Annotated in this window: 17 protein-coding genes, 1 tRNA gene and 1 other RNA gene; 17 read left to right on the top strand and 2 right to left on the bottom strand. The window is 53.4% G+C overall.

Annotation, left to right across the window (positions count from 1 at the left end; all coding sequences use genetic code 11):
- Positions 1–112: 112 nt before the first annotated feature.
- Both clpP and KNP64_RS11400 read right to left on the bottom strand, forming a co-directional pair.
- Positions 113–688: an ATP-dependent Clp endopeptidase proteolytic subunit ClpP gene (gene clpP / locus KNP64_RS11405; protein ID WP_024370422.1), complete on the bottom strand. Its 576-nt coding sequence runs from the start codon at positions 686–688 to the stop codon at positions 113–115.
- A gap of 151 nt (positions 689–839) precedes the next feature.
- Positions 840–912: transfer RNA gene (locus KNP64_RS11400), tRNA-Arg, on the bottom strand.
- 122 nt (positions 913–1,034) lie between these two features.
- On the opposite strand from KNP64_RS11400, the gene KNP64_RS11395 reads away from it, so the two are divergent.
- The 17 genes from KNP64_RS11395 to ssrA all read left to right on the top strand — a co-directional run bounded on the left by KNP64_RS11395 (position 1,035) and on the right by ssrA (position 18,919).
- On the top strand, positions 1,035–2,180 hold the full coding sequence (locus KNP64_RS11395; RefSeq protein ID WP_214793454.1) for an RNA polymerase factor sigma-54: 1,146 nt from the start codon (positions 1,035–1,037) through the stop codon (positions 2,178–2,180).
- Between the two features lies 1 nt (position 2,181).
- The gene (locus tag KNP64_RS11390; RefSeq protein ID WP_214793451.1) at positions 2,182–2,439 is read left to right on the top strand and encodes a glutaredoxin family protein; all 258 of its coding nucleotides are present in this window, start codon (positions 2,182–2,184) and stop codon (positions 2,437–2,439) included.
- A gap of 112 nt (positions 2,440–2,551) precedes the next feature.
- A complete protein-coding gene (locus KNP64_RS11385) occupies positions 2,552–3,577 on the top strand; it encodes a sugar-binding transcriptional regulator (protein WP_034780023.1) in 1,026 nt (341 codons plus the stop codon).
- 59 nt (positions 3,578–3,636) lie between these two features.
- Entirely contained in the window at positions 3,637–4,644 is a 1,008-nt protein-coding gene (gene gap, locus KNP64_RS11380) for a type I glyceraldehyde-3-phosphate dehydrogenase (protein WP_138859074.1), read from the top strand.
- A 98-nt stretch (positions 4,645–4,742) separates the two neighbouring features.
- Positions 4,743–5,927: a phosphoglycerate kinase gene (locus KNP64_RS11375; RefSeq protein ID WP_131437839.1), complete on the top strand. Its 1,185-nt coding sequence runs from the start codon at positions 4,743–4,745 to the stop codon at positions 5,925–5,927.
- Positions 5,928–5,945: 18 nt separating this feature from the next.
- Positions 5,946–6,698 (top strand): triose-phosphate isomerase, encoded by a 753-nt coding sequence (tpiA, locus tag KNP64_RS11370; protein WP_034778525.1) that lies wholly within the window; start codon positions 5,946–5,948, stop codon positions 6,696–6,698.
- The gene (gpmI, locus tag KNP64_RS11365) at positions 6,699–8,237 is read left to right on the top strand and encodes a 2,3-bisphosphoglycerate-independent phosphoglycerate mutase (protein ID WP_214793448.1); all 1,539 of its coding nucleotides are present in this window, start codon (positions 6,699–6,701) and stop codon (positions 8,235–8,237) included.
- Positions 8,238–8,274: 37 nt separating this feature from the next.
- On the top strand, positions 8,275–9,567 hold the full coding sequence (eno, locus tag KNP64_RS11360) for a phosphopyruvate hydratase (RefSeq protein ID WP_114166805.1): 1,293 nt from the start codon (positions 8,275–8,277) through the stop codon (positions 9,565–9,567).
- Positions 9,568–10,040: 473 nt separating this feature from the next.
- Positions 10,041–10,922 carry a UTP--glucose-1-phosphate uridylyltransferase GalU gene (galU, locus tag KNP64_RS11355; RefSeq protein ID WP_214793445.1) on the top strand — a complete coding sequence of 294 codons (882 nt, stop codon included), beginning with the start codon at positions 10,041–10,043 and terminating at the stop codon, positions 10,920–10,922.
- Between the two features lie 21 nt (positions 10,923–10,943).
- A complete protein-coding gene (locus KNP64_RS11350; protein WP_034780020.1) occupies positions 10,944–12,152 on the top strand; it encodes a glycosyltransferase family 4 protein in 1,209 nt (402 codons plus the stop codon).
- Positions 12,149–13,489: a glycosyltransferase gene (locus KNP64_RS11345; protein WP_214752937.1), complete on the top strand. Its 1,341-nt coding sequence runs from the start codon at positions 12,149–12,151 to the stop codon at positions 13,487–13,489. The genes KNP64_RS11350 and KNP64_RS11345 overlap by 4 nt, the downstream gene beginning before the upstream one ends.
- 55 nt (positions 13,490–13,544) lie before the next feature.
- On the top strand, positions 13,545–14,432 hold the full coding sequence (locus tag KNP64_RS11340; protein WP_128124240.1) for a YitT family protein: 888 nt from the start codon (positions 13,545–13,547) through the stop codon (positions 14,430–14,432).
- 73 nt (positions 14,433–14,505) lie between these two features.
- The gene (secG, locus tag KNP64_RS11335; RefSeq protein ID WP_012726902.1) at positions 14,506–14,730 is read left to right on the top strand and encodes a preprotein translocase subunit SecG; all 225 of its coding nucleotides are present in this window, start codon (positions 14,506–14,508) and stop codon (positions 14,728–14,730) included.
- A gap of 102 nt (positions 14,731–14,832) precedes the next feature.
- On the top strand, positions 14,833–15,573 hold the full coding sequence (locus KNP64_RS11330) for an alpha/beta hydrolase (protein ID WP_138859079.1): 741 nt from the start codon (positions 14,833–14,835) through the stop codon (positions 15,571–15,573).
- 15 nt (positions 15,574–15,588) lie between these two features.
- Positions 15,589–17,994, top strand: coding sequence for a ribonuclease R (gene rnr, locus KNP64_RS11325; RefSeq protein ID WP_214793441.1), 2,406 nt, complete (start codon positions 15,589–15,591; stop codon positions 17,992–17,994).
- Positions 17,995–18,043: 49 nt separating this feature from the next.
- Positions 18,044–18,514 (top strand): SsrA-binding protein SmpB, encoded by a 471-nt coding sequence (smpB, locus tag KNP64_RS11320; protein ID WP_029595066.1) that lies wholly within the window; start codon positions 18,044–18,046, stop codon positions 18,512–18,514.
- 49 nt (positions 18,515–18,563) lie between these two features.
- Positions 18,564–18,919: a transfer-messenger RNA gene (gene ssrA, locus KNP64_RS11315) on the top strand.
- Positions 18,920–19,014 lie beyond the last annotated feature (95 nt).

The raw sequence follows: 19,014 nt of genomic DNA, 5'->3' as shown, positions 1-19,014 counted from the left end.
AAACGGCCTGAGTCCTGTCGAATACAGGTCTCAAGCCGCCTAGGTTGGTTTTCATTATTTACACTGTCTACTTGACGGGGAGCAGTTCAGAGTTGGGAAAGGCGCTTTTGGATTAACGCGTCATGACCTTGTCGATGAGACCGTAGTCTTTCGCTTGGTCAGCTGACATGAAGTAGTCGCGCTCTGTGTCGCGCTCGATGACTTCAAGCGGCTGGCCTGTGTTGTCGGCCATGATTTGGTTCAATTTCTCGCGCATTTTGATGATGCGTTCAGCATGGATCTTGATGTCCGATGCTTGACCTTGCGTACCGCCGAGCGGTTGGTGAATCATGATCTCCGCGTTTGGAAGCGCGAAGCGTTTGCCTTTTTCACCGGCTTGGAGCAAGAAGGCACCCATCGATGCGGCCATTCCGATACAAATCGTCGACACGTTCGGTTTGATGAAGTTCATCGTGTCATAAATCGCCATTCCGGAAGTGATCGAACCACCCGGGCTGTTGATGTAAAGTGAGATGTCCTTATCTGGGTCCTCGGCTGCAAGGAAGAGGAGCTGGGCAACGATCGAGTTGGCGACGTTGTCGTCGATCGCACTTCCGAGCAAGATGATGCGGTCCTTGAGCAAGCGTGAGTAAATATCGTACGCGCGTTCCCCGCGACCTGTTTGTTCGATAACTGTTGGAATTAACATTGAATCTGCCTCCTTTATGTAGGTTGTAAACATATCATACCGCTATAGTCAATGTTGGTCAAACGATAGTCATCGTTTTTGACCTATTCCACGGTTTGACGATTCTAAAACGACAAAAGAGGCCAGGCATCTGCCTGACCTCTTTCTTTGATACACCCGGAGAGATTCGAACTCCCGACACCTGGCACCGGAAACCAGTGCTCTATCCCCTGAGCTACGGGTGCATGTTCTCTGACACGATTTATTATACATTTGTTTTTTTAAAAAAGCAATCCTGTTCGTCTCACTTTTTTTGAGCGCGTTTTCCCGCCTTTCGCTACAATAGGAAACGAGAGGGGTGTGACCGATGCAACGCCAAGAACAACAGCAACTTCAAAAGCAACAGCTGACCCAGGACATGGTCAGGCGTCTGCCGGTTCTCGAAGCAGACCGGACCGCGATCGCTTTTCAGCTTGGCCGCTTGTCAAAGCGGAACCCGAACATCGCCATCGGCAGCGGCGCGGTCGAATGGGTGGAGGACACGGCGAGCGGGTTCGAGTCGCGTCTGTTCGAACAAATCGAGGAAGGAAGTGGGAACGAGGTCCAACGTATGCTTCAAAAGCGGCTCGTCCTCGCGCTAGACCATCGTGGCCTCTTGCCTGATAGTGACTTCGTGCTCGCCCATCGATTCGAGGTCGATGTGGCGGACATTGAGGCGGCACGCCAGGCACTCTTGTTTTTAGAACCGACGGGAATCGGGGCGAAGAATGAGCGGGACTGCCAATACCGGCATGCGATTGAACATGACGACCCGCTCGTCTTGGACGTGTTCGAGGCGCTCGACGCGAACGTTGATGACATCCCGGGGCGACTCGACATCTCGGTGGCCGAGTTCGACCGGGTGACCCGTATCGTGGCGACGTTACCGAAAACACCAATAATATATGAAGGAACCGAGCATATCATCCCGGAACTCGAAGTCGTTCGGCGTGACGATGAGCTTGTGACGACATGGTTCAGCCCAACGCTCGATGCGACTCGGATCGGGGACGACCGCGAGGCAAAGTGGTGGCACGAGACGCTCGAGATGCGGAACGCGACGCTTCATTCGGTATGGACGGTCATCGCGGAACGTCAGGCGGACTGGCTCGACGGCAAGCTCGTCTTGCATCCGTTGACGCGGAAAGAAGTCGCCGAGCGGATCGGCAAGCACGAGTCGACCGTCGGACGGGCCATCCAAGGAAAGTATGTGGCGACCGAAGGCGGGGTCATGGCGTGGCGCCACTTTTTCGTCAGGTCCACGGAGCACGGGCAATCGCCGTTCATGGTGAAGAAGGCGCTCGCCGAACTGATTCAACAAGAGACGTCACCTTTGAGTGACGCCGCGCTCATGCGAGAGTTGGCCCGGCTCGGTTATACGGTGACACGACGGACCGTGGCGAACTATCGGGAGGCGCTCGGTTTTGGAAACTCGCGGGAGCGGGAACGACAACTATGGAAAGGAGGGGACTGACATGGTCCTGACGTTGTACCGGCGTGCCAACTGTTCGCTCTGCGAGGATGCGCTCGTCATGCTCGAATGGCTCATGGAAGACTATCCGTTCGAACTTGAACAGATCGACATCACGGGCAACGAAGAACTCGAGGCGAAGTACTTGTTTGAAATCCCCGTCGTCTTACACGAGGGGCGCGTCATTAGTCAAGGGCGATACGATGACAGTAAAGTTGAAGATTTTGTTAAGTATACGCTTACATCGAAAAAAAACGTTTGAAGGGGTTGCAAGACGGAAAGGTCATTGATAAGATGAAGTCGTAGCGGTGGGACGCAAATATAAAAGTGGGACAAAAGTTGTCCATGCTTTAGATCGAGGGGGAATGAGTATGATCCAGCAGCTGATTCAAGTTCAGAAGCAAATCGTTCCCGACATGCTCGATACGCTCCGACATCGTTACGACATCTTACATTACGTCCGGTTGATGCAGCCAATCGGCCGCCGGACACTCGCCACAAGCCTCGGGCTGACGGAACGAATCCTAAGACGAGAAGTCGACTTTTTGAAAGACCAAGGTCTATTGATGGTCGCTACTCAAGGTATTTCCCTTACGGAATCGGGCCGAAACGTTCTCCGGGACTTGCACGAGGTCATGGGAGAGATCCTAGGCATCTCGGAAGTCGCACGAGAACTCGAGCGAAAACTAGGCGTTCGCCAAGTCGTCATCGTACCGGGTGATTCCGACGAGACGTTCTGGGTCCAGCGAGATATCGGTCGGGCCGCCGTCACGCAGCTGAAAGCGCGACTGGCACCTGACGACAATATCATCGCGGTTACAGGCGGGACGACGATGGCATCGGTTGCGGCCATGATGTCGCCCGATAAAAAAGAACGGCCGATGCATTTCGTGCCGGCACGCGGCGGACTCGGAGAGACGCTTGAGTTACAGGCGAACACCGTCTGTTCTCGAATGGCCGACCGGGCCCATGCCGACTATCATTTACTCCACATTCCGGACGAGGTTTCGCAAGAGACGTTCGAGCGGATGGTGGAGGAACCTAGCATAAAAAATGTCCTGGAAATGATTAGAGCGGCGCGAATTGTGGTACATGGAATTGGTGAGGCGGAAACGATGGCGAAACGCCGTCACGCGTCACCAGAGCATTTGCGGATGATCGAACGGCATGATGCCGTCGCCGAGGCTTTCGGATATTACTTCAACGCCGAAGGTGAAATCGTTCATCGGGTCAAGACGGTCGGGATCCAATTAGAGGAGCTCGACGACATGGACACCGTCATCGCGGTCGCCGGAGGAAAATCGAAGGCCCAAGCGATTGCCGCATATGCGAAACACACGCCGAACATCATCCTCGTCACAGACGAAGGTGCGGCGACAGAATTATTAAATCGTTATTAAAGAGTTGACCCCCGTTGGCTCTTCAATAAATAGCTTCTACCCTAAGGAGGAAATTAACTATGGCAGTAAAAGTTGGTATTAACGGATTTGGACGTATTGGTCGTTTGGCATTCCGCGAGATCATCAAAAACGAAGGAATCGAAGTTGTTGCAATCAACGACTTGACTGACACGAAGATGCTCGCTCACCTTCTCAAGTATGACACGACACAAGGTCGTTTCGACGGAGAAGTAGAAGTACACGACGATCACTTCCTCGTAAACGGCGAGAAAGTCGTTACACTTGCTAACCGCAACCCAGAAGAACTTCCATGGGGCGAGCTCGGTGTTGACATCGTTCTCGAATGTACTGGTTTCTTCACAGCAAAAGAAAAAGCGGAGCTTCACTTGAAAGCTGGCGCGAAAAAAGTTGTGATCTCGGCTCCGGCTACAGGTGACATGAAGACTGTTGTTTACAACACAAACCACGACATCCTTGATGGTACTGAGACAGTAATCTCTGGTGCTTCTTGTACGACAAACTGCTTGGCGCCAATGGCGAAAGTTCTCCAAGACCAGTTCGGAATCGTTGAAGGTCTCATGACAACAATCCACGCTTACACAGGCGACCAAAACACGCTTGACGCTCCACACCCGAAAGGCGACTTCCGTCGTGCACGTGCGGCAGCAGCAAACATCGTACCGAACACAACTGGTGCGGCTAAAGCGATCGGCCTCGTTATCCCAGAACTTCAAGGTAAACTTGACGGTGCGGCACAACGTGTACCAGTTGCTACAGGTTCACTCACAGAGCTCGTAACAGTTCTTGAGAAAACTGTATCTGTTGACGAAATCAACGCAGCAATGAAAAAAGCAGCGAACGAGTCATTCGGTTACACTGAAGACGAAATCGTATCTTCTGACATCGTCGGAATCACTTACGGTTCACTCTTCGATGCGACACAAACTAAAGTAATGACAGTTGGCGACAAGCAACTCGTTAAGACAGTTTCTTGGTACGATAACGAAATGTCTTACACTGCACAATTGGTTCGCACACTCAAGCACTTCGCTGAAATCGCGAAGTAAGTTCGTGAACTAAATAGAATCAAATAGGAGCGGAAACAAGAGATTGTTCTCCGCTCTATTTATGAAATTGACACGCACGACATATGGAGGCGAAGGTTATGAACAAACAGTCTATTCGTGACATCGATGTAAAAGGGAAACGCGTCTTTTGCCGCGTTGACTTCAACGTTCCACTCAAAGATCGCGTCATTCAAGATGAAACGCGGATCCAAGCGGCTCTTCCGACGATCAAACACTTGATCGACGGCGGCGCGAAAGTCATTTTGGCGAGCCACCTCGGCCGTCCAAAAGGCGAAAAGAACCTCGAGTACTCACTCGCACCGGTCGCTAAACGTCTCGCTGAACTTCTCGGCAAAGATGTACCCCTCGTTGAAGAGGCGTACGGTCCAGTCGCAGAAGAAGCCGTTTCAAAACTTGGTGAAGGTGACGTCGTCGTTCTCGAGAACGTCCGTTTCTACCCTGGTGAAACGAAAAACGATCCAGAACTCGCGAAAGGTTTCGCGGCACTCGCTGATATCTTCGTCAACGACGCGTTCGGTGCGGCTCACCGTGCCCACGCTTCAACAGAAGGTATCGCGCAAAACGTGGACCACGCGGTGGCTGGTCTCTTGATGGAGAAAGAACTTGAAGTCCTCGGGAAGGCACTCTCGAATCCAGACCGTCCGTTCACGGCGATTATCGGCGGATCGAAAGTTGCTGACAAGATTGGGGTCATCGACCACCTTCTTGACATCGTTGACACACTCATCATCGGTGGCGGTCTCTCGTACACGTTCTCGAAAGCACTCGGGCACGAAGTCGGAACGTCACTCCTTGAAGAAGACAAGCTCGACCTCGCTCGTCAGTTCATGAAAAAAGCAGAAGACAAAGGCGTGAAGTTCTTGATGCCGGTCGACTGTGTCATTGCGAAAGAATTCGGCGAAGAGACATACGTCGGACCAGTCGATATCGACTCGATCCCTGCGGATCACATGGGTCTTGATATCGGACCGAAGACAGTCGAAATTTACGCGGAAGCGATTCGCGAATCGAAACTTGTCGTTTGGAACGGACCGATGGGCGTATTCGAACTCGATAAGTACGCTAACGGAACGAAAGGTGTCGCTCAAGCACTCGCAGACAGCGACGCATACTCAATCATCGGTGGTGGTGACTCAGCCGCGGCAGCAGCCAAGTTTGGCCTTGCTGACCAAATGAGCCACATCTCGACTGGTGGCGGCGCTTCACTCGAATTCATGGAAGGCAAGAAACTTCCAGGCGTCGAAGCGTTGAACGACAAGTAAAATAGAGGAGGGTTATCGATGCGTAAACCGATTATTGCAGGTAACTGGAAAATGAACAAAACACTCTCGGAAGCTGTCGCTTTCGTAGAGGAAGTTAAAAATAACATCCCGTCAACGGACAAAGTTGACGCGGCGATTGGTGCACCAGCACTTTTCCTCGCACCGATGGTAGAAGCAGCGAAGGGGTCAAACCTTAAGCTCGGTGCTCAAAACATGTACGACAAAGACAGCGGGGCATACACAGGCGAAATCAGCCCGGCCATGGTCGCTGACCTCGGCGTGACATACGTCATCCTTGGACACTCAGAGCGTCGCGAATACTTCGGCGAATCTGATGCGTTCATCAACAGCAAAACGAAAAAAGCGTTCGAACACGGTCTTACGCCAATCGTTTGTGTCGGTGAGACATTAGAAGAGCGCGAAGGCGACAAGTTCGAAGAAGTCATCAAGACGCAAGTCGAAGGTGGCCTCGCGGACCTCTCAGCTGACCAAGTCAAACAACTCGTCATCGCGTACGAGCCAGTTTGGGCGATCGGCACTGGTAAATCAGCGGACGAAGCAGATGCGCAAAGCTCATGCAAATATGTTCGTGACGTGGTAAAAGGTCTTTACGGTGAAGACGTGGCGGCTGCGGTTCGCATCCAATACGGCGGTTCTGTAAAACCTGAGAACATCAAGGAGTATATGGCGCAAGAAGACATCGACGGCGCGCTCGTCGGCGGTGCTTCACTTGAAGCTGCTTCGTTCCTCAAGTTGTTGGAGGCGATTTAAATGGCAAGACCAGTCGCCCTCATCATCTTGGATGGTTTTGGAATGCGGAACGAAACGTTCGGTAATGCGGTCGCTGCGGCGAACAAACCGAACTTCGACCGCTACTGGGAGCAGTATCCACATACGCTCCTCAACGCGAAAGGCGAGTACGTCGGCCTTCCGGAAGGTCAGATGGGGAACTCGGAAGTCGGTCACTTGAACATCGGTGCCGGCCGGGTCGTCTATCAGTCACTTTCACGCGTCAACAACGCCATCAAAGACCGTTCACTCTTCGACCGCCAAGCGATGAATCACTTGGCCGGACATGTGAAAAAGTATGATTCGAGCCTCCACATCATGGGCCTCGTCTCAGACGGTGGGATTCACTCTCACATCAACCACATGTACGCCATCGTCGAGTTCGCAAAACTTCATGGTATCGAAAAAGTATACATTCACGCTTTCACGGACGGCCGTGACTGTGATCCGAAATCAGGCGCTGGCTTCCTCGAACAGACGGAAGCGAAGCTCGCTGAACTCGGACTCGGTCAAGTCGCTAGCGTGTCTGGACGCTACTATGCCATGGACCGCGATAACCGTTGGGAACGCGTCGAGAAAGTATACGACGTGCTCGTCAACGCGAAAGGCGAAGTCGGCACGAATGCGGTCGACGTGCTTAAACAGTCGTACGCAGACGGCTTGACGGATGAATTCGTCTTACCGACGGTCATCGAGAAAGATGGACAACCGGTCGCGACGATCAAAGATAACGACGCGATCATGTTCTTCAACTTCCGTCCGGACCGGGCCATCGAGCTCGCGAAAGTGTTCAAAGAGAAGACCGGCTTCAAAGGCTTCGAACTTTCGAACACACATCCAGAGAACATCTTGCTCGTCTCGATGACGAAATTCTCGGATGAAATCGACACGGACATCGTCTTCCCACCAGAAGATTTGAAAAACACGCTCGGTGAGACTCTCGCCGCGCAAGGGTACAAACAGCTCCGCGCTGCGGAAACTGAGAAATACCCGCACGTCACGTTCTTCTTGAACGGACAACAAGAAACACCGTTCGAAGGTGAAGATCGTTTCCTCGTACCGTCACCGAAAGTGGCGACGTACGACTTGAAGCCGGAAATGAGCGCATACGAGCTCACGGAAGGTCTTCTCGAACGCATCGAATCGGACACGTATGACGCGTATATCATCAACTACGCGAACCCGGACATGGTCGGCCATTCCGGTATGCTCGAACCGACGAAGAAAGCTGTCGAAGTCGTCGACGAATGCCTCGGTAAAGTAGTGGACGCACTCATTGCTAAAGGCGGCGCGGCGATCATCACGGCGGACCACGGGAACGCTGACCTTGTCACGAACCCGGACGGTTCACCGATGACGGCCCACACGACGGAACCAGTACCATGTATCGTCACGAAAGAAGGGGTGGAACTGAAACCAGTTCTAGAAGGCGCGTTATGCGACCTCGCCCCGACGCTCCTTCACCTTCTCGGTGGAGAGCAACCGGCAGAAATGACCGGCACATCAATCGTCACGAAGTAACTCAAAAAACTTTCCAAATAAAAGGGAGCGAATCAATATGTCAATGATTACAGAAATTTACGCACGCGAAATTTTGGATTCACGTGGTAACCCATCAGTAGAAGTAGAAGTCTTCACAGAAGACGGTGGTTTCGGCCGTGCCCTCGTCCCATCAGGCGCATCAACTGGTGAGCACGAAGCAGTTGAACTCCGTGATGGCGACAAGTCACGCTACCTTGGTAAAGGTGTACTCAAAGCCGTTGCGAACGTAAACGACACAATCGCACCTGAACTCATCGGCTACGATGTTTTCGACCAAAATGCAATCGACGCTAAAATGATCGAACTTGATGGCACACCAAACAAAGCGAAGCTCGGCGCAAACGCAATCCTTGGTGTCTCAATGGCAGCAGCTCACGCAGCAGCTGATGAGCTCGGTCTTCCACTTTACACGTATCTCGGTGGATTCAACGCGAAGACACTTCCAACACCAATGATGAACATCATCAACGGTGGCTCGCACGCGGACAACAACGTTGACTTCCAAGAGTTCATGATCATGCCTGTTGGTGCGCCAACGTTCCGTGAAGCGCTCCGTATGGGTGCTGAAGTATTCCACGCCCTCAAATCAGTTCTTTCTGGTATGGGTCTTAACACAGCAGTCGGTGACGAAGGTGGTTTCGCACCAAACCTTAAGTCAAACGAAGAAGCGATCACTGTTATCCTTGAAGCGATCGAAAAAGCTGGTTACAAACCAGGTGAAGACGTCTACCTCGCAATGGACGTTGCATCTTCTGAGTTCTATGACAAGTCGACTGGCAAGTACGAACTCGCTGGCGAAGGCAAATCACTTACAACTGCAGAACTCGTAGACTTCTACGCAGAACTCGTTGACAAGTACCCAATCCTCTCAATCGAAGATGGTTGCGATGAAAACGACTGGGATGGCCACAAATTGCTTACTGAGAAAATCGGTAACAAAGTTCAACTCGTTGGGGATGACCTCTTCGTAACGAACACAGCGAAATTGGCTGAAGGAATCGAAAAAGGTATCGCGAACTCGATTCTCATCAAAGTTAACCAAATCGGTACGCTCACAGAAACATTTGACGCGATCGAAATGGCTAAAAAAGCTGGTTACACAGCAGTTGTCTCACACCGTTCTGGTGAAACAGAAGACGCAACAATCGCGGACATCGCGGTTGCAACAAACGCTGGTCAAATCAAAACTGGTTCGCTCTCGCGTACAGACCGTATCGCGAAGTACAACCAACTTCTCCGCATCGAAGACATGCTCGGCGATGTAGCGAAATACGACGGCATCAAGTCGTTCTACAACCTCAAAAAATAATTGATTGTTTTCAGGTCCGCCTCGTGCGGGCCTGTTTTTTTGTGGTTTGTTATTTGAATAACCTTCATCAGACGGTGGGACGCTTTCCTGGGGTGATGCGGATGCCTCCGCAGCGCACGCGCGCTTTACGGGGTCATCCTTGCATCACTCTCCCCAAGGAGTCGCCCACCGTCTGATTCCGTCCAAGCGGCACCGTAGATTGCCTGCAGAAAGCATCGGTGCCGCCAGGACGGATAGTATATTCTGCTCCGTTTCCGGGAATAGACTAGTGTAGGTGAAAGGAGGCGTTCGTCATGATGATCAGCGGTTTTCTCCTTCTTCTCATCGCGCTCGGTGTCGGTGGTTGGTTCCTGTACAAGTATATGGACGACCGGAAATGGTCGTGACGTGCGTCACGGCCGTTTTTTTTTGTGCGTGAACGATGGGAAATTGGGTATAATCATCAGATAAAGCATAAAAAAGGAGAGACGTCCATGACACGCGTACGGAAAGCCATCATCCCGGCCGCCGGGCTCGGTACCCGCTTCTTGCCGGCGACGAAGGCGATGCCAAAAGAGATGCTCCCAATCGTCAACAAACCGACGATCCAATTCATCGTGGAAGAAGCCGTCGCTTCCGGCATCGAGGACATCATTATCGTGACCGGGAAGAACAAGCGCGCCATCGAGGACCATTTCGACCGGGCCATCGAGCTCGAACAGAACCTCGAGTCAAAAGGCAAGACCGAGCTCCTCGAGTCGGTGCGCCACTCGTCGAACCTCGCCAACATCCATTACATACGGCAACAGGAACCAAAAGGGCTCGGCCACGCGATTTGGTGTGCCCGGAAATTCATCGGCGACGAACCGTTCGCCGTCCTGCTCGGGGACGATATCATCGAGGCGGACGTGCCGGCGACGAAGCAATTGATCGACCAGTACGAGCAGTATGAGCGCTCGATCATCGGGGTGCAACGCGTCCCGTATGAAATGACGAATCGATATGGTATAATTGACCCGCTTGCCGTCGAAGGAAAGCTCATCCCGGTCCGGACGTTCGTTGAGAAACCGGCCATCGGTGAAGCCCCATCGAACCTCGCCATCCTCGGCCGTTACATTTTGACACCGGACGTCTTCGAGGTGTTGTCGGCGCAAGAAGTCGGGACGGGAGGCGAGATCCAATTGACGGACGCCATCGCCCGCTTGAACGAGGTGGAGACCGTCTTCGCCTATGAATTTGACGGGCGTCGCTATGACGTCGGAGAACCGATCGGCTTCATCGAAGCGACGATCGCCCACGCACTGTGCGACCCAGATTTAAAAGCCAACGTCCACACGCTCTTGAAGCGCTTCGTGGACGAACTCGAACAACAGTAAGGTGTGTTATTTTTGAAAACAATGTTAATGGTCTGTCAAAACTATTATCCGGAGATCGGCAGTGCCGGCAACCGGATGCAAAATATCACGCATCTCATGAAGGAACGCGGATACGAGGTGGAGGTCATCACGGCCGCCCCATCGTATCCGAACTTCAACTTGTATAAAGACGATCGCTTCTGGAACGACAAGGCGCTCAACAACCAGCCGTTCATCAAGCGACTCATCACGAAGAAGCGCAAACATACGTCGAACATGGTGAGTCGGCTCGCTTTGTTTTTGGAACAAATGATCAAAGGCGTCGCCGCCGTCCAAAAGCTCGACTCGAAACCGGATGTCGTCTTTGCGACGACCCCGTCTTTTTTTATGGCGTTCGTCGGTGTATATGCGAAACGCAAGTACGGCGTCCCGTTCATCTTGGACGTGCGTGACCTGTGGCCAGAGTCGGTGAAAGGCGTCGGCGTGTTCAAACACGACTGGATGCTTGCCCCGGCGTTCTGGTTCGAGAAGCGGCTGTATAAGTCGGCCGATGAAATCATCATCAACTCGGAAGGGTTCCGCAGTTATCTTCGCCAGCGCGGCGTCGAGAACGAGATGATCCACTACATGCCGAACTCGATTCGTGAGAGCGAGCGCAACCTCGAGCGGACCGTCCCCGAGGACGACCGGATGGAAATCCTGTACGCCGGGAACATGGGCCTCGCCCAAGACGTGTCGCTCTTGCTTGAACTCGCGGAGCGGTTCCGTGACGAGCCGCGCGTCCATTTCAAATTGATCGGCTACGGGTACCGGAAAAACGAGTTGAAAGAGACGATCAAGGCCCGTGGTTTCAAGAACTTCCTCTTCCTCGAGGCGATGCCTCGGACGGAGGCGTTCCAAGCCATCAAGAACGCGGACGTCGCGTTCGTCAGCCTGATCGAGCAAGAAGTGTTCGATACGGTCATCCCGGGCAAACTGATCGACTACATGGCGGTCGGTAAACCGATCGTCGCGGCGGTGTCAGGCCATGCGGCGAATGTCATCGAAGCGGCCGAGGTCGGTTACGTGTCACGGAAGCGTGACATCAACGAGATCGAGCACATGCTCCGTAAATTGCTCGAACGTCCCGAGTTGCGTGAGAAATACGGTGTGAACGGGATCCGTTATGTGAAAGAGAATCTGTGCTGGGAAAACAATATACACGTCCTCGAAGACGTGATCGAAAAAGTAACGATGGAGGAAACACGATGAAGTCAGTATGTATGTTTGTATGGAACCATTTTACGAATGATGCGCGCGTCTTGCGCGAATGCTCGGCGCTCGCCGAAGCGGGCTATGAAGTCGATTTGATTGCGCTTCAAGACCCGAAAAATCCGTCGCTCCCGAAAGAAGAGATGCGTCCGGAAGGGTTCCGCGTCATTCGCGTCAAACGTCAGCCGTCGATTCTCGCCAATGGGATGAAGGCGCTCAAATCGATTCGGACATGGGTGTCTGAGAAGAAGACACGCCAGCTCGGGGCTGGACTCGTCGGCGCGGGATTGTTCATCCTCGCACCATTGACGATGCTCGGACTCGGTGCGGCAGCAGGTGCGATTTTGTTCCCGCCGGTGCGTAAAAACATCGTCAATGCGAGCGCGATGCTTGAGATGGTGTTCACTTCGACGAAGAAGTCGTACGATTTCTATCACGCCAACGACTTGAACACGCTCCCGCAGGCGTTGATCGCCGGGAAAATCGTCAACAAAGGCAAAATTGTCTACGACTCGCATGAAGTCCAGACGGACCGGACCGGTTACGGCTATATCCAAAGTAACCTTGAAGGCTGGCTCTTGCCGTATGTCGATTCGATGATGGTCGAGAACCACACGCGCGCGGCGCACAACGAAGAGCTCTACGGCTTCTATCCGTACGTGCTCCACAACTATCCGTTCTATCGTCCGCTCGACTTCTCGCTCCGTAAAGACTTGCATGCGCTCCTCGACTTGCCGAAAGATGAGAAAATCCTCTTGTACCAAGGCGGCATTCAAGCCGGCCGCGGACTCGAGCAGCTCATCCTCGCGGTCAAGGACTTCAACGAAGGCACGCTCGTCATGATCGGGGACGGAAAACTCAAACCAGTCATCAAACGGATGATCGAGGACGAAGGCGTCAGCGACCGCGTCAAGATGATTGACAAAGTACCGGTCGAGGCGTTACCGTACTATACGATGAACGCGTATCTCGGTTTCCAAGTGTTGAACAACGTCTGCTTCAACCACTACTCGGCGTCATCGAACAAACTGTTCGAATATTTGATGGCCGAAGTACCGGTCGTCTCATGTGACTTCCCGGAAATCGAACGTGTCGTCGCCGGCAACGACGTCGGTGTCGTCGTCGATTCGCACGACCCACAATCGATCGCCGAAGGCGTCAACCGCCTGCTCGACGATCAAGCACTCTACGCCCGTGTCAAAGAGAACACGAAGACGGCGCGTGAGCAATATAACTGGGATTTGGAAAAAGAGGCACTCTTGAACGTCTACACGAACGTCGTGGACCGCAAGTTGCCGATTATGAAAGACGGTGCGCCAAAGCCAGTTCAACAGTAAGACTTAGACTGCGGCTTTGTGCCGCGGTCTTTTTTATATGGAAGGGGGACAACCAATGAAACGTCAACAACAACATCTATTGCGTCAACAAGTCTGGAAGAAGCTCCAATCGATTTCCTTGAAGGATATCGCCTGGATTGTCGCCGGCTCATTCATTCTCGCGTTCGGGGTGAACTACTTCACCGTCCCGAACGATTTTTCGGAAGGCGGCCTGCTCGGGGTCACCATCATTCTGTACTACTTGTTCGGCTGGGACCTCGGGGTCACGTCGATTATCGGGAACGGGATTTTATTCATCGTCGGTTATAAGCTGCTCGACCGCCGGACGATGGTCTATTCGGTCGTCGCTGTCATCGCGACGTCGTTCTTCCTCAGCTTGACCCATGACTGGGGCAGCCCGGCCGAGGACAAACTGCTCGCGGCGGTGTATGCCGGGATCATGATCGGTGTCGGCATCGGCATGGTGCTCCGCGTCGGCGGGACGACCGGGGGCGGGGTCATCATCGCCCGCCTCATGGAGCGGTATTTGCACATGAGCGTCGCCGTGTCGATGTTCATCATCGATGCCATCGTCGTCGGGGCGTCAGGCTTCATCCTCGGGGAACAAGTCGTGCTCTATACGTTGATTGCCATCATCATCGGCTCGTGGGTCATCGACCTCGTCGCCGAAGGGCTCAACATCCGTAAGGCCGTCACGATTATCAGTGACAAACAAGAAGAGCTCGCCGTCGTGTTGACGGAGACGCTCGGCCGCTCGGCGACGATTATCCACGGTCACGGCTACTATACGAAGCAGGATAAGAACATGCTATATATGATTGTCGACAAGCGCCAAGTCGGCCCGCTCAAGAAAATCGTCGAAGTGACAGACCCACGTGCCTTCGTCGTCATCCACCAAGTGAAAGAAGTCATCGGGGAAGGGTTCAGCTACCCGTCCCGATAATTTGAAAGCTGGTGTTTTGACGCCAACTTCTATATAATAAGAAGCGTGTAAAAAGAAGGAGGAACTGACTACTATGCAAACGATCGCTACAATCAGCCTACTCGTCGTGGCTGTTTTATTGATTGTCGTCGTACTGCTCATGTCAGGTCGGTCGCAAGGTCTTGGGGCGATTGCAGGTGGCGCGGAGCAGTTGTTCGGCCGCCAGAAAGCGCGCGGCTTCGACGCTGTTTTGAACCGAACTGCAGCTGTACTAGGCACATTGTTTTTCATTTTAGGATTACTAGTCGCATCATTATGATGAAAGGCTGATCGTTCTCGATTTTTACGTGAGGCGGTCAGCTTTTGTTTTTTTCAATTATTTTTTGGGAATAATGGATTGTATGAGGAGATGACGTTAGCAATGAAGATTACAGCACCGAAACCGTTCTTCTTCGAAGGCGGACCACGTGCCGTGTTGATGTTACATGGCTTTACCGGATCGAGCGCGGATGTCCGCATGCTCGGTCGTTTCCTGCAAAAAGAAGGCTATACGTGTATGGGTCCCCAGTACCGGGGCCATGCCGTCCCGCCTGAAGAATTGCTTCAATACGGACCGGCGGACTGGTGGGAGGACGTCTTGAACGCCTACCAGTCGTTGAAAGAGAAAGGCTATGAGGAGATTGCCGTCTGTGGCCTCTCGCTCGGCGGCGTCATGTCGCTTCGCCTCGCTTCACAGGAGAACGTCAAAGGCGTCATCCCGATGTGCGCCCCGACCGGAATCGATGCCGAGGACCGGTTATACAAAGGAGTCAAAGCCTACGCTCGAGAATATAAATCTCGAGAAGACAAATCACCTGAACAGATCGAACAGGAGATGGCGGACTTCAAACCGATGCCGACGCTCAAGGACCTCCGTGCCTTCGTCCGTGACACGACGACAAAGCTCGAAGATATTTTCGTCCCGGCGCTCGTCGTCCAAGGGGCGAAAGATCAAATGGTCGATCCTGAATCTGCACACGAAATTTACGAGGCGATCAACGCGTTCCAAAAAGAACTGCTCATGTATGAGGAGTCGGGACACGTGATCACGCTCGATAAAGAAAAAGAGAAACTGCACCAGGACGTGCTCGATTTTCTCGAAACGTTAGACTGGTCAGTCTAAAAAGGAGGTGTCACGTTGAATTTACGTGACCAACTACTAGAAATCATCCAAGCCAGTGATAAAGCACTGACAGTGGACCAATTGACCGAGCGTCTTGCGCTCGAGTCGACGGATGCCTTTAAAGAGCTCATCCGCACCTTGAACACCCTCGAAGAAGAGGGCTTAATCGGCCGCACCCGGACGAACCGTTACGGGACGCTCGCCGTGCTCGGCCAAGCAGCGGGAATCATCTCGATTCACCAACGCGGCTTCGGCTTCTTGTCGGTCGAAGGGGAGACGGAGGACGTGTTCCTTCCACCCGACCAATTGAAAGACGTCTACCACGGGGACACGATCCTCGTCAAAAAACGCGAGGACAACCGCGGCAAGACCGAGGGCGTGCTCCTCAAAGTCTTGAAGCGTGGCTTGTCGGAGTTCGTCGGGACGTATACGCTCCCGAGTGGACGCCTCGACCAGTTCGCCTTCATCGAGCCGGATGACAAGCGCATCAACTTCTGGCCGGTCGTCAACCCGGACAAATCGCTCGGTGCCGTCGATGGCCATAAAGTCGTCGTCCGCATCACGAAATATCCGGACGGTCGTTTCGCCGGAGCGTGTGACGTCGTCCGCATCATCGGACACAAGAACGACCCGGGCGTCGACATCTTGTCGATCGTCTATAAGCACGGCATCCCGACGGAGTTCCCGGAAGATGTCATCGACCAGGCGAACGCCGTGCCGGACGAGGCCGACGAGAAGGACTTCATGGGCCGCGTCGATCTTCGTAACGAGACGATCTTCACGATCGACGGCGAAGACGCGAAAGACTTGGACGATGCCGTCCACGTCAAGAAACTCGACAACGGCAACTATGAGCTCGGCGTCCATATCGCCGACGTGTCGCACTACGTGACGGAAGGCTCACCGCTCGACGTCGAGGCGTTCGAACGGGGGACGAGTGTGTATCTCGTCGACCGCGTCATCCCGATGTTGCCGCACCGTCTCTCGAACGGGATCTGTTCACTCAACCCGCACGTCAACCGGTTGACGCTCAGCTGCGTCATGGAGATCTCCCCGCAAAACGGGAAGGTCGTCCACCATGAGCTGTTCCCGAGTGTCATCAAGACGACGGAGCGGATGACGTATACGAACGTCCGCGAGATCATCGAACGCGATGACGAAGCGACGCTCGAACGCTACGAGCCGTATATCCCGTTGTTCGACTTGATGGCTGAGCTCGCAGAAGTGCTGCGCAAGCGCCGTAACTCACGCGGTGCCATCAACTTCGATTTCGCCGAGGCGAAAGTCGTCGTCGACGAAGAAGGCAAACCGGCCGACATCGTCTTGCGTCCACGCTCGGTCGCCGAGAAGTTGATCGAAGAGTTCATGCTCGCGGCCAACGAGACGGTCGCCGAACACTTCCACAAGATGGACGTGCCGTTCATCTATCGTGTGCACGATAACCCGAAATCGGACAAGCTCGACTTCTTCTTCGACTTCGTCGCGAACTTCGGCGTGCATATCGAGCGGTTCAAAGGCCAGAAGGTCGAACCGAAGACGCTTCAGAAGATTTTGAAGGCGATCTCGGGTGAACCGGAAGAGCCGGTCATCAGCACGATCATGCTCCGTTCGATGCAACAGGCGAAGTACGACGATGTCTCGCTCGGTCACTTCGGCCTGGCGACCGACTTCTATACGCACTTCACGTCACCGATTCGTCGATACCCGGACTTGATCGTCCACCGTCTCATGCGCACGTATGCTTTCAACGGCGACGTGTCAGAGAAGACGATCGCCAAGTACGAGGACCGTCTCGGTTCGATCGCCGAACAGGCGTCGAAACGCGAGCGTCGTTCGGTCGATGCCGAACGTGAGACGCAAGCCTTGAAGAAAGCCGAGTACATGGAATCACGTCTCGGTGAAGAGTTCGATGGCGTCGTCAGCGGTGTCACGAACTTCGGGATGTTTATCGAGCTTCCGAACACAATCGAAGGACTCGTTCGTCTCCAGTCGATGGATGACTACTACCACTTCGACGAGTCGCAGCTCATGTTGCTCGGCGAGCGGACGAAACGTCAGTTCCGCATCGGTGACGCGGTGCGCGTCAAGGTCGACGCCGTCAACTTGGACGAGCGGACGATTGACTTCACCGTCGTCGGCATGCCGAAGCGGGAACAGTCGCGCCGTCGCCAACCGACGACGATTAAAGCGACGGAAGGTCGTCCGAAGAAAGACGACAAACGCGGAGGACGCGGTCGCGATGACAAACGTCCGAAGCGCGGTAAGCCGGGCAAACCAGGGAAACCGGGTCAAGCCGGGAAACCGTCGAAACCAGGAGAGAAGCCGAAGTCGTCGCAAGGACGGTCGGCGCTCGACTTGAAGAAGAAAGACGGTCAAAAACGTAAAGGCGACGCCAAACGCGGAGCGAAGAAGCGTCGCTGACGGGAGGGGGCGACCCCTCCTCCATATTGAAGTAAAGGACTGAATGTCTATGGCCAAGAAGAAAGATTCGAACGCGCTCGCGCAAAACCGAAAAGCGTCCTTCGATTATGCGATCGAAGATACGATTGAAGCCGGCATGGTGTTGACGGGGACCGAGATTAAATCGGTGCGCCAGTCAAAAATCAACATTGCCGACGCGTATGTCCGTTTTGACGGTGGCGAGGCGACGCTTCATAACTGTCATATCAGCCCGTTCGAGCAAGGGAACCGGTTCAACCACGAGCCGCTCCGTGTCCGGAAGCTATTGTTGCATAAGAAGCAAATCAATCAGCTTATCGGCGCACAAGGGCGTGACGGATATACGATCATCCCGCTCAAGGTGTATCTGAAGAACGGCTTCGCCAAATGTCTCCTCGGCATCGGGCGCGGGAAGAAGAAGTATGACAAGCGCGACGACTTGAAGAAGAAAGATGCGAAGCGTGACGTCGACCGCGCACTCCGGGACCGGCAAAAATACTGACAGCGAGACCTGATTGTGGTATAGTTGTTGTAGTACCAATTACCACCTCGGGGACGTTATGGATTCGACGGGGGTAGGTCGGTCGTATGTGGCGTGTCGAGGGGTCGGCCTCGTTAAAACGCAAACGCCTATAACTGGCAAAACTAACACACAACTCGCAGCAGCCTAAGTGCCCTGCGGATCCTGACATCCATCGCTTGTGTGGATGATTATCAGGGTCTCAAACTAAGCAAGCTACGCTTCAACCTCGCCGTCTGAGGGCGCGAAGAAGAGATGAATCAGACTGGATGCGACAACGCCTGTTTATCGGCAGTGTCACATTGAGATTCAATAGATAAACTACACACGTAGAAGCATGCGTTACGATGCCTTCGGACGCGGGTTCGACTCCCGCCGTCTCCATTTTTCAGCAGTCTACAATGACTGTCATCAATGATTTTTAATGAAGACCTTCTAATTTCATTGAGATTAGAAGGTCTTTTGATGTTAGCGGAGCAACT

Source organism: Exiguobacterium sp. s64, assembly GCF_018618035.1.
GTDB lineage: Bacteria > Bacillota > Bacilli > Exiguobacteriales > Exiguobacteriaceae > Exiguobacterium > Exiguobacterium mexicanum_A.
This window is presented reverse-complemented; position numbering and strand designations above follow the sequence as displayed.

What these genes read in the sequence shown, in the direction of transcription:
- KNP64_RS11395 (WP_214793454.1), top strand. Translation starts at nt 1,035, where the DNA reads ATGCAACGCCAAGAACAACAGCAACTTCAAAAGCAACAGCTGACCCAG.
- gap (WP_138859074.1), top strand. Translation starts at nt 3,637, where the DNA reads ATGGCAGTAAAAGTTGGTATTAACGGATTTGGACGTATTGGTCGTTTG.
- KNP64_RS11345 (WP_214752937.1), top strand. Translation starts at nt 12,149, where the DNA reads ATGAAGTCAGTATGTATGTTTGTATGGAACCATTTTACGAATGATGCG.
- secG (WP_012726902.1), top strand. Translation starts at nt 14,506, where the DNA reads ATGCAAACGATCGCTACAATCAGCCTACTCGTCGTGGCTGTTTTATTG.
- KNP64_RS11390 (WP_214793451.1), top strand. Translation starts at nt 2,182, where the DNA reads ATGGTCCTGACGTTGTACCGGCGTGCCAACTGTTCGCTCTGCGAGGAT.
- galU (WP_214793445.1), top strand. Translation starts at nt 10,041, where the DNA reads ATGACACGCGTACGGAAAGCCATCATCCCGGCCGCCGGGCTCGGTACC.
- KNP64_RS11375 (WP_131437839.1), top strand. Translation starts at nt 4,743, where the DNA reads ATGAACAAACAGTCTATTCGTGACATCGATGTAAAAGGGAAACGCGTC.
- tpiA (WP_034778525.1), top strand. Translation starts at nt 5,946, where the DNA reads ATGCGTAAACCGATTATTGCAGGTAACTGGAAAATGAACAAAACACTC.
- eno (WP_114166805.1), top strand. Translation starts at nt 8,275, where the DNA reads ATGTCAATGATTACAGAAATTTACGCACGCGAAATTTTGGATTCACGT.
- gpmI (WP_214793448.1), top strand. Translation starts at nt 6,699, where the DNA reads ATGGCAAGACCAGTCGCCCTCATCATCTTGGATGGTTTTGGAATGCGG.
- smpB (WP_029595066.1), top strand. Translation starts at nt 18,044, where the DNA reads ATGGCCAAGAAGAAAGATTCGAACGCGCTCGCGCAAAACCGAAAAGCG.
- KNP64_RS11330 (WP_138859079.1), top strand. Translation starts at nt 14,833, where the DNA reads ATGAAGATTACAGCACCGAAACCGTTCTTCTTCGAAGGCGGACCACGT.
- KNP64_RS11340 (WP_128124240.1), top strand. Translation starts at nt 13,545, where the DNA reads ATGAAACGTCAACAACAACATCTATTGCGTCAACAAGTCTGGAAGAAG.
- clpP (WP_024370422.1), bottom strand. Translation starts at nt 688, where the DNA reads ATGTTAATTCCAACAGTTATCGAACAAACAGGTCGCGGGGAACGCGCG.
- KNP64_RS11350 (WP_034780020.1), top strand. Translation starts at nt 10,944, where the DNA reads ATGTTAATGGTCTGTCAAAACTATTATCCGGAGATCGGCAGTGCCGGC.